This is a genomic window from Bacteroides sp. CAG:189 (genome assembly GCF_000432295.1).
Classification (GTDB): domain Bacteria; phylum Bacteroidota; class Bacteroidia; order Bacteroidales; family Bacteroidaceae; genus Bacteroides; species Bacteroides salyersiae.
The window spans coordinates 35,410-44,844 of the sequence record NZ_HF991110.1 but is presented as its reverse complement, the minus strand read 5'-3'; the positions used below and the strand labels follow the sequence as shown (position 1 = coordinate 44,844).

Annotated in this window: 11 protein-coding genes; 8 read left to right on the top strand and 3 right to left on the bottom strand. The window is 47.6% G+C overall.

What is annotated here, in order from left to right; all coding sequences use genetic code 11:
* The 8 genes from QVP90_RS15265 to QVP90_RS15235 all read left to right on the top strand — a co-directional run.
* A partial coding sequence (locus tag QVP90_RS15265) for a hypothetical protein (protein ID WP_288204689.1) occupies window positions 1-729 on the top strand: 729 nt, incomplete at its 5' end.
* Between the two features lie 82 nt (window positions 730-811).
* Entirely contained in the window at window positions 812-1,534 is a 723-nt protein-coding gene (locus QVP90_RS15260) for a PoNe immunity protein domain-containing protein (RefSeq protein WP_021936908.1), read from the top strand.
* A gap of 54 nt (window positions 1,535-1,588) precedes the next feature.
* On the top strand, window positions 1,589-2,104 hold the full coding sequence (locus QVP90_RS15255) for a hypothetical protein (protein WP_021936907.1): 516 nt from the start codon (window positions 1,589-1,591) through the stop codon (window positions 2,102-2,104).
* 30 nt (window positions 2,105-2,134) lie between these two features.
* Entirely contained in the window at window positions 2,135-2,329 is a 195-nt protein-coding gene (locus QVP90_RS15250; protein WP_021936906.1) for a hypothetical protein, read from the top strand.
* Window positions 2,330-2,464: 135 nt separating this feature from the next.
* On the top strand, window positions 2,465-2,881 hold the full coding sequence (locus QVP90_RS19910) for a hypothetical protein (RefSeq protein ID WP_021936904.1): 417 nt from the start codon (window positions 2,465-2,467) through the stop codon (window positions 2,879-2,881).
* 300 nt (window positions 2,882-3,181) lie between these two features.
* Complete coding sequence (locus QVP90_RS15245; RefSeq protein WP_021936903.1) at window positions 3,182-3,637, top strand: hypothetical protein; 456 nt, start codon at window positions 3,182-3,184, stop codon at window positions 3,635-3,637.
* A gap of 138 nt (window positions 3,638-3,775) precedes the next feature.
* Complete coding sequence (locus QVP90_RS15240) at window positions 3,776-4,633, top strand: helix-turn-helix transcriptional regulator (RefSeq protein ID WP_021936902.1); 858 nt, start codon at window positions 3,776-3,778, stop codon at window positions 4,631-4,633.
* An 89-nt stretch (window positions 4,634-4,722) separates the two neighbouring features.
* Window positions 4,723-5,337 carry an RteC domain-containing protein gene (locus tag QVP90_RS15235; RefSeq protein ID WP_005643567.1) on the top strand — a complete coding sequence of 205 codons (615 nt, stop codon included), beginning with the start codon at window positions 4,723-4,725 and terminating at the stop codon, window positions 5,335-5,337.
* A gap of 73 nt (window positions 5,338-5,410) precedes the next feature.
* Here QVP90_RS15235 and mobC read toward each other — a convergent pair whose 3' ends face one another.
* The 3 genes from mobC to mobA are packed head-to-tail and all read right to left on the bottom strand — an operon-like array spanning window position 5,411 to window position 9,117.
* Window positions 5,411-7,423 carry a conjugal transfer protein MobC gene (gene mobC / locus QVP90_RS15230; protein ID WP_288204693.1) on the bottom strand — a complete coding sequence of 671 codons (2,013 nt, stop codon included), beginning with the start codon at window positions 7,421-7,423 and terminating at the stop codon, window positions 5,411-5,413.
* Window positions 7,424-7,469: 46 nt separating this feature from the next.
* On the bottom strand, window positions 7,470-8,696 hold the full coding sequence (gene mobB, locus QVP90_RS15225) for a conjugal transfer protein MobB (RefSeq protein WP_021936900.1): 1,227 nt from the start codon (window positions 8,694-8,696) through the stop codon (window positions 7,470-7,472).
* A complete protein-coding gene (mobA, locus tag QVP90_RS15220; RefSeq protein WP_021936899.1) occupies window positions 8,671-9,117 on the bottom strand; it encodes a conjugal transfer protein MobA in 447 nt (148 codons plus the stop codon). The genes mobB and mobA overlap by 26 nt, the downstream gene beginning before the upstream one ends.
* Window positions 9,118-9,435: the final 318 nt, after the last annotated feature.

The following is a 9,435-nucleotide window of genomic DNA, read 5'->3' as shown; positions in this document are numbered from 1 at the left end:
GCTGAACCATTAGTATTCATTGTGATAGAACGGATTATGAATGACAACGATAAAATAAGGATTACAGAAGAAATCAGTAACAATCTGTTTCAAATGTTTCAGCGACATGAAAATATTGCGAACATGACGGAAGATGTTGATTTTATTATGCAATGTGCGTTTGACAAGAAAAAGTCTGTATGGGAATATTGTAGTGGGCATTTATACGTTTTAGCTCTAATTTCTTCTAACATACGAAAGCATATATTAGACCTAATGGATAAAGGTAGCTCGCACCAAAAATTCATTATTATATGTTCAGCTACTTTCAGACCTCTTAGTTTGATTGGCGATATGGAGTATGATAAAGAAGCATACATTGACTTCCTTAAAGAAATAGTAAAAAGAGCGATTGTCTGTAAAAGTCTAAAAATTAAGTCTATGGGAATACAACGAGCAATGCTACTTCAATTCAACTCCTTATCCCCTATGATAAAATCAGAACTGACGAACGATGAAAGCCTATCAAAAAGTCATGGCTGGATTTATGATATAATGACAAAAGGATATTCATTGGAACAGACTGAAAATGGGATTTGGATACATTTTCATGGTGGTGGACTGCGGCTTAATGTGAGTATGGATGATGTCGATGATATAGATAAATATATACAACAAAACTATGCCGACCGCATACAACTACAATTCATTCCACACAATGGCATGGAACATTTGAAACATCTATTCTAATAAAAAGAATACTAACAAGGTCGAGCCAACAGCTAAACGCTGTTCCTCACCAAACCATTAACATCAATAACAGTGTACCATAATGGAAACAAGAGATAAACTTTTTACAGAAGAACAGTATATAAAGCAATTGGTTAAGTATACTACCAGAATAGAAAAACTTAATAGTATGATAGAACAATCAGAAAAAGATGGAGATGAGATTAGCCCTGATTTGTATGGACGTTTATTTGATTGTAGAGTTTATACTATCGTAACTATGTATTCTATGGGGGAGAATTTAGAATCTATAAAATCCAATTATATTTCGACAATCAATGTTTTAGAAAAATGTTGGACTCCGTATGGCTATTATGTTCAGATGTTATGGCTGCTTTCAATAGGTATCATGTTGGAGTATGATAATAATGTCATTCACAAACTCCGTGTACTTATAGACATGAAAGAAGTTAAAGACCGTGTTTATGATGTATTGCTGAATTACCGTTTCCCGGAACGGAAGGAAATGGCGGATTGCGTGTTTGATACTGTGCCTTATCGGGCAATCTTGGAAGTATCGGATTTGGCTAAAACAAACAAGATCCAAGCGACGAAGCGATTGGAAAAGTATCTCAAAAGGGAATGGTATCGAGGACATTCCGATTGTGCTTGGCATGACGACCACAAATATGGTATAATACATGATGGATATTGGTGTTTTGAGAGCGGTGCATTGGTCAAGGTTTTGGGGCTGGATGATAGTAGCCTGAAAGGGTTGCCGTATTATCCATACGATATGGTACACTGGAATGAGAATAAAATATGATGTTAACGAAGCGTGATAACGCCTTACAGCGTTCCCCACTAAACCATTAAAGGCATGAGGAATTTATTGGAGAAATATTACAACATCAATTTTTACTGCTCTTATAAGTTGCAGTTTTTCATTTTTAGGAGGATGCTAAATCCTTTCTATTGGCTAAGTTTCTCGAAATGGAAAAACGGCTATATAAATCGGTGCATTTCGGTTAATAAGAGACAAGAAGCTGCCGGAATGGATAAAGGTGTCGATGTCTATATCAGTGATTTGGCACTTAGCACCCCATGTATCATCAGCCTTTGGGCATTCTGCCTTGGCTGCCTTGCTTGCATCAAGATTTTCAGGATAAGCCTATTAAGTATTTTGAGAAACGACATCATTTTTATTTCATGGCTCGTAGTCATCGGGATATGCGGATATTATGTCAATGAAATATTTCTGTTCAAGAATGACAAATACAAGAAGTATTTCGCCGAGTTTGACAAAAAGAAAAGGTATCTGCTCTACTACGGCATCTATGTCGTTTCCCTGATTATACGGTTAGCGACATTCTATTTATTGCTCGCCAGCGCATGAGGGAATACAAATTGAAAAGTAAAAATAATTATGAGCTATATTACAGCAGAAAGATTGGGAAGAGTTCTTATATGGGCATGGAACAAGTATGTGAAGAAAACCGCCATTCCTTACAAGAAGATTGACTTTCATTATTCGGATTGGGTCTTTCTCCTGACAGGTCTTGTCTTTTTGGGAATTGTGCTGGGTATGACCCTGTTTTATTTTGCATTTTGGAGAACATAATTCATCGACTATATATGAATAAAGGAATAAAAAAGACAGATAACTATTTTGAACGAGTGAAGCAACGTGCCAACCAGACGAATTACAGATATTATTTTTTTGATTACCTGAAAGACAGATAACTATTTTGAACGAGTGAAGCAACGTGCCAACCGGACGAATTACAGATACTATTTTTTTGACTACCTATATTTCAAGGGAGAGGTTTGGGGCAAGAAGATAGGACGGATGTCAGGTTTTATACTGCTGTTTTGGTATTGGTGGTGGATAGTAGTTCTGCCCGGCAACTTTCTCCTGATTAACAGTGTACCGCAATGGTCGTCCTTACATCTTGGCTATTTAGGTGCAATGTTTTTGCTTATTTTTGTATTTATTCTTGCACGATACAGGAAAGCTCGTGTACAGGCATTGTTGAACCACTACCGCCGCTCTAAGCATGTCAGCACAATACAGGCATGTTTTCTGTACCTACTGCCCTTTGTACTTTTCTTCTTAGAAACATGGCTGTTCGATGAATGGGGTTGGACGGATTGCGTGAGGTGGAACAAATGATATGTCATTCATATATAAAACATCAGATATGGAACAACGGGCTGTTCGATGAATGGGGTTGGACGGATTGCGTGAGGTGGAACGAATGATATGTCATTCATATATAAAACATCAAATATGGAACAACGGATTATATCATTTTCATTGTATCAATGACTGTCGGGAATATAATCCTATATATAAGGTATATTGTTTATTTATAAAGAAGTAGAGAATGAAAGCAAAGTTAAAATACCCGATATTCAGTTTTGTCCCCAAAGGCAACATGATATACGTGTTTCGCAAGGAAAAATTAGACCTATGAAAATAAAAGATTACGATACGGACGAGCTACTGATGATAGCCAACAATGTAACCGGTGAATATACCGACAAGCAGGTGCGGCAGGCAAAGCTGGAACTGTACAACCGAGGCGTGGACGACAAGGTGATCGCCGACATCATGGAAGAGAAGGAGGAAGCCTTCATGCGACGGCTGGATGCCGCCGTACGTGCGGAGAAAGCCCGCATGGACAAACAGAACGAGAAGAACAGGAATGTCAGTTACCAATGGTGGGAAATGCTCGTCATATTTATGTTTGCACCGTTCTATCTGTGCAGGCGGTACTATCTGCCCGGCGACTTCTTCCCCAAACTGAAACAGCTGAAAGCGGAAAAGTATGATTTGAAATTCAGGCAACGGATCATCTGTCTGCTTGCCGGAGATATGGTCTGGATTTTCATCTACTGGGTGTATTATTCCTTTGTAAAGAATTAGAGAGCGAGGTGGGATTTTTAATTCCACTTCCAGACACGGAAGCATTTCCGGCGAAAAACGGAAGCGGTTACCGGTCTATGGCGGTTATCTTTGCAGGATTTCATACATTACCGATTTATCCATTAAAAACGCATTATCATGGAAACGAAGTTTATCGAACAGCTGGTGATGACCGTACCGGAGTCACTGAGAGAAACAACCCTTGCCCTCCAAGCGGAAGTGGAGGAACTGCTGAAGGCGAAAAGCACGAAAAAATTCCTTGTGCTGGAACCCTATTCCCGGAACACGGAACTGTGCCGCCATGTCCTGCGGCGTATGGAAGAGCTGCCGGAACTGCCTTCCGTGTCGTGCAAAGAGTACCGGGCATTGCTGATGCTGCTCTCCCTCTCCAAAGAGGTGGAGATACAGAACGACCTGCTGCACCATTTCGTCGAGCCTTACCGGAAAGCGTACCGCACGCCGGAGATGCTCTATCTGTGCGAGGTGCTGTACCATACCGGCACTCCACAACCCCTGTACAACATGTGTAATGAGGTATGCGACTATTTCTTCGTGGAACGGCGCAAACAGATCAGCCGTCAGTCCACACCGCTTACCGAGCTGGACTTCCAGTTTGCCGAGAAACGGCTGAAGCCCCTGTATGCCGCCGTGTTCCGGATGAAGGTGAACCGCTACAGCTACCGGACGCACAGCGTGGAGGAACTCGCCGGAATGTTCTGCATGAGCGTTTCGACCTTCCGTGACAAGCTCCGCAAGATCTACCACCGCCCGGCCAACAGATGGCTCCAGGAACAACGCATCGGACAGATACGGCGGGACTTGAAATATTACTATGACCGTCCGCTAATGGAAATAGCCGAGAAGAACGGATTCGCATCGGCCAACCGTTTCTGGGAGTTCTGTACGGAACAGATGAAGCAAAGTCCGAGCGAGCTGCACAAGGATCTGTACGATGAGCTGTGCAAGGAACGCCGTAAGTTCTATCTGGGTGAATAGACACCGGCACTTTCGGCGAAAAGCGGAACAGGCATGTCGGGCAAAGCGCTTACATTGAAGCCATTTTCATACTTAAACGAAAAAACATTATGAAACTATTCAATGTTACCCCTTATCTCCTGTTGCTGGGACAAGAGAACAGCAACGAGGAAACACTGTCGAAAGCCAATGCCGAGTTCGTAAAGGAAGTGTACGAGCTGCAACGTGCGGAGAGCGACATCACCATTGTCCTTTTCCAACTGCAATACCTGAGTTGCAGGCTGGTCATCCTGCGCGAGCATTACCGCACGGCACAGAAGGAACATCTGATCTGCTACTCCTATATCATCGGCACTCTGACCTATCTGGAAGGGATGCAAGCCCACTGCAAGTTCGCCTATGAGATACATCCGGCGGGTGCGGATGTTTCCACCGTACCGGCCGGAACCCCTCCGGTCATCTGGACATCGGAAGTGATAAACCTGATAGAGTTGCTGTACGCCTGCCACGAGCTGAAGCTGTTCAACAGCGGTGATGTCACGCTGAAACGTGTGGTGGAATACGTGTGCGGGCTGCTGGGACTGGACGTGAAAAGCGCATCGAGCTACTACGCACGGATACGCAGGCGAAAGGCGGACGAACGTACCTATTTCATTGACCGCCTGCGTGAAGTGCTGCTCAAACGGATGGAAGAAGATGACGAGAAACATTACCATAGAAGGTAATCCGATTCCCGGAACGGATAGAATCCCCTGCAAGCCGTAGCCGTTTACAGGGGATTTTCCGTTCGGCGCATCGTCATTTGTTCAGTTCCAGGAGGTGCTTGAGGGCGGGATCGCTGGCGATGCGCTCCAGCTCGTCGGCCACGATCCGTTTGACATCCTCCTTGATCCGGTTGTAGTTCTCCTGTACCATTTCCTTCATGTGATCCACTCCGTCATCGTCCACGAAGCCGGTGATAACGGGTATCTTCTGATATGCCTTCTCCTCTTCGGCTATTTTCCCGGCATCGACGACAATCTCGCAGTGGAAGATTTTCTGCTCAATCCTCTCCCCGAAATTGTCGGCTACGGAGCCGACGAACATCCCCTGTGTCAGCCCGCTGATCTTGCTGGGTGGAATGAGGCTGTCCATTTGGGTGGATATGGAGGTGGAAACGTCCTGCCGGTTGATGGAGATGGAGTGGCGTTTCTGAAGTATCTTGCCGAACCTCTCGCTGAGGGTTTTGGCCGTTTCCCCCGTAACCTGCCCGGAGAAGATATTGCCGACAGTGTTGATGATCACCTTCGCCTCCTTGTCGGTATAGTCACGGATAAGCTGGCTGAAATCCTGAAAGCCGAGCAGTACGGCGACCTTGTTGCTGCGTGCGGTTGCTATCAGGTTGTCCAGTCCCTTGATGAAAATGGTGGGCAGCTCGTCGATGATGATGGAGCTTTTCAGCCTGCCCTTCTTATTGACAATCTTTACAATGCGGCTGTTGTACAGTCCGAGCGCAGCACCGTATATCGCCTGCCGGTCGGGATTGTTGCCTATGCAGAGGATTTTCGGCTCGTCGGGATTGTTGATGTCCAAAGAGAACTCGTCGGCGGACATCACCCAATAGAGTGCCGGCGAGATCATACGGGACAGGGGTATCTTCGCACTGGCGATCTGCCCCATGAGCTGGTCGGCGGCTCCCGCCAGCCACGCATCGAGGAAAGGACTGAGGTAGTTCTCCAGTTCGGGATAGGAGGACATGATGGGAAAGATCTGCTCGTAAGGCTTATTGAGGAACTCGACGGCATGGGGGAAGGTGCAATACCTGCCGTCCTTGTACACCCGCAGAAACCAGATGATGGCGGCAAATAGAATGGTGGGCGACTCAACGAAGAAATCACCCTGCTTCGCCGCCCACGACCGGTTGAGATTGAGCATGATGCTGTACGAACTCTCGTAAGCATCGGAAATGTCGGTCATGAACTTCGGGTTGAGGGGATTGCAGCGGTGGCTGCGTGAGGGATCGTCGAAGTTTATGACATAGAACTTCGGCGGCACTTTGTACCCCTCCAAATGGTTGAGCAGGTGGTTGTAAGCAATGGTGGAGAGGTCGGGAAACTTGAAATCGTAGATATAGGCGGCATAGCCTTTCTCTATCTGCTGCTTGATGTAGGAGTTCACCACCGCAAAGGACTTTCCCGAACCGGGCGTTCCCAGTACGATGGAGGCACGGAAGGGGTTCACGACATTGATCCAGCCGTCGTTCCACTTCTTGCCATAATAGAACCGTGTCGGCAGATTTACAGAATATTCGTTTTCGATAAGCCTTGTTTCCTGCATGAAACTCTCGTTCTCGTTGTTGAACACATCGTCCATGAGGTTCTGTCTGAGCAGACGGGAGATCCATACACCGGCGGCGAGCAGGCAGAGGTAGCCGACGGCAAGAGTGAATATATAAAAGGCGGTGCGTGCCATTAACGGTACGGGCAGGCTGAGCAGCCACCAGTTGAAAAAGAAGAGGACGACACCTGTGAAAAGGGCTGTCCATATATGCACCCATTTGATTTTTTCCTCCTTTACACCCTTCGTGCCCAGACACGAGAGGGCAAGGAAGGTAACGGAGAAAAGCTTTGTCCAAAGGATGGAGCCGAACAACCCGATCGTGCGCTGGAAGTTCAGCAGAATCCTGTCCACCACTCCGATACTGACATTCCACTCCCGGATGGCCGGATAGCAGAACCAATAGATATTGACAACTACGAACAACACACTGAGGGCACGCATAAAGTCCATGACTTTCGCCAGTCCCCTGAGATCATCTTCTTGTGACATAATACTGAATTTTAAAAAGTTTTCGTCTTGATAATTATGTAACACGGGGTCAGTCCTGACGCCCGTAACGTCGACGGCGTTTCTTCTTGTCGGGCTTCAGCAGCCTGGGATGCCGGGGGACATAGTTCAGCTCCGGCTCCATGCCGGAAAGCAACCCTCCCAAAATTTTTTCCCCGTTTCCGGAAACCGCAGCGGACGGAACGGGCGGCAGAAGTGGCGGCAGGGAATCTTGCGGCCGCTCCTGAAAGCGTCCGTTGAGCGTGTTTGCCGAAAACTCCTTGCCCAGACGTGAGCCGTTGAGCACGGTGCGGCTGCGGTGGTCTATAAAGGTAACGCCGTAAATCCTGCCGGTTCCGTTGCGGCGGAGAACAAAGTCTATCTGTTCTTTCGCCAGCCGGTCACGGAAATCCCGTTCGTCCACGGACCGGCGCAAAGCTTCGGCCACTAACGGCCGAAGCCGTTCACGGCACGGATCGGACTTGATTCTTGCGGCAGCTTCCCGCATCTTCCTATCCAACTGCTGTGCACCGGCCGTTCTGCCCAGCCGGGAGGACTTTATGGGAGTGGCCGCCGTTTCGCCGTTGCCGTCCAAAGCGGTATAGAGTATGCCGTGGTAGGTGCGTCCGCCAATTTCCCCCTTCACTTCTTCCACACCTATATTATACAGGGAAAGCAGGGCACGGAGTTCGCCCATTGTGCGGAAGCTGTAAAGCTTGAGCAGGGGTTTGAGGGTACAGGCGATCTGCCGTTTGATGTCCCCTTTGGCAACATCTACCGGCTTCAGCTGCCACTCTTCGCCTTTCTTCCGGCCTTCCGCCGGATGCAGTCCGTATTTCTGCTCCAGAAATTCGGTAATCTCCTTGCTGCGGCGGTATTCGAACTTGTCGGAAACCTTCCTTCCCTCACTGTCGACACGCAGGGAAACGATGTGGATATGATGCCGGCCGATGTCCTCGTGCTTGAAGACAAGATAGGGCTGGTTACCGTAACCGAGCCGCTGCATGTATTCCCTGCCGATTTCCGCCAGCTGCCCGTCGGTCAGCATGTCGTCGGGATGCGGATTGAGGGAGATGTGTATGACCGGCTTCTCGGTGCGGTAATGGTTCGGCATCCATTCGAGAAACTGCCGCACGGATTCATCCGGACGGAAACGCCCGTCTTCGGGATAACGAAGGAGATGTGCCGAAAGGACTTTCGCCCCGCCTTCATCGACCTTGTTCTGGTTGTAGGCCAGTGCGCCGTACAAGTTCTTACCCACGCTGATCCTGGCTACCATGTGAGGCGAGTTTTTGGGAAAGTTCGACAATCCGGCGGTTCAGCTCCACGAGTTCAAGGGTGAGCTTTTCAAGTCTGTAAAGCAGTGCCAACGCTTTCTTTTCGGTGAAATGGATGTGCAATTCCTTGACTGCCTGATTGTAATTCACTCCTATGGCACGGAACTGCCGGAACAGTTCCGTGAGCTTGGCCACATACTCCATTGTGGCACGGTCTGTCCGGATCACCCTGAACTCCTCGTTAAAGATCCGTGCGGCGATGAACTTGGATTTGGACAACAGGCCGGACTGCTCAAACATGGTGAGAAACCGTGCATGGCCGGCTTCGTCCAGATTGACGGTTTCACGGCGGACGGCCGGGTTCGACTTGGGCAACCTGCCCCCTTTTCCCCGTGTGTGGGGACGCTTTTTCTCGTTGTTCATATATACGTTTTTTATGTGGTACAATTCCACCGGGTGGAATTGCCGCCGTCAGCTCCCCCTCCCACAATTTGCGACTTCGGAGCAAATTGCAGCCCCCTGCAAGGGCAAGCGTTTTTTGCTGCAAAACGGAGTGGTGCTGCAAAAAACACAGCTTGCTATGTTCGGGCGAACATAAATCTTTCCTCTTTGGAGAGGAAAGAGCGCTTTCGGGGAAAGCGGGGATTGGCGACCGACGGAAGGCAAACTGCCCATTCCCCGGTTGGATGGCGCAAAGTTAGGAAGTGATATAATCAGTTGTATATCACCAATATTAGCCAC

Bases quoted from the DNA above. Each gene is read 5' to 3' on its own strand.
- QVP90_RS15260 (WP_021936908.1), top strand. From the start codon at position 812: ATGGAAACAAGAGATAAACTTTTTACAGAAGAACAGTATATAAAGCAA.
- QVP90_RS15255 (WP_021936907.1), top strand. From the start codon at position 1,589: ATGAGGAATTTATTGGAGAAATATTACAACATCAATTTTTACTGCTCT.
- QVP90_RS15250 (WP_021936906.1), top strand. From the start codon at position 2,135: ATGAGCTATATTACAGCAGAAAGATTGGGAAGAGTTCTTATATGGGCA.
- QVP90_RS15245 (WP_021936903.1), top strand. From the start codon at position 3,182: ATGAAAATAAAAGATTACGATACGGACGAGCTACTGATGATAGCCAAC.
- QVP90_RS15240 (WP_021936902.1), top strand. From the start codon at position 3,776: ATGGAAACGAAGTTTATCGAACAGCTGGTGATGACCGTACCGGAGTCA.
- QVP90_RS15235 (WP_005643567.1), top strand. From the start codon at position 4,723: ATGAAACTATTCAATGTTACCCCTTATCTCCTGTTGCTGGGACAAGAG.
- mobB (WP_021936900.1), bottom strand. From the start codon at position 8,696: ATGGTAGCCAGGATCAGCGTGGGTAAGAACTTGTACGGCGCACTGGCC.
- mobA (WP_021936899.1), bottom strand. From the start codon at position 9,117: ATGAACAACGAGAAAAAGCGTCCCCACACACGGGGAAAAGGGGGCAGG.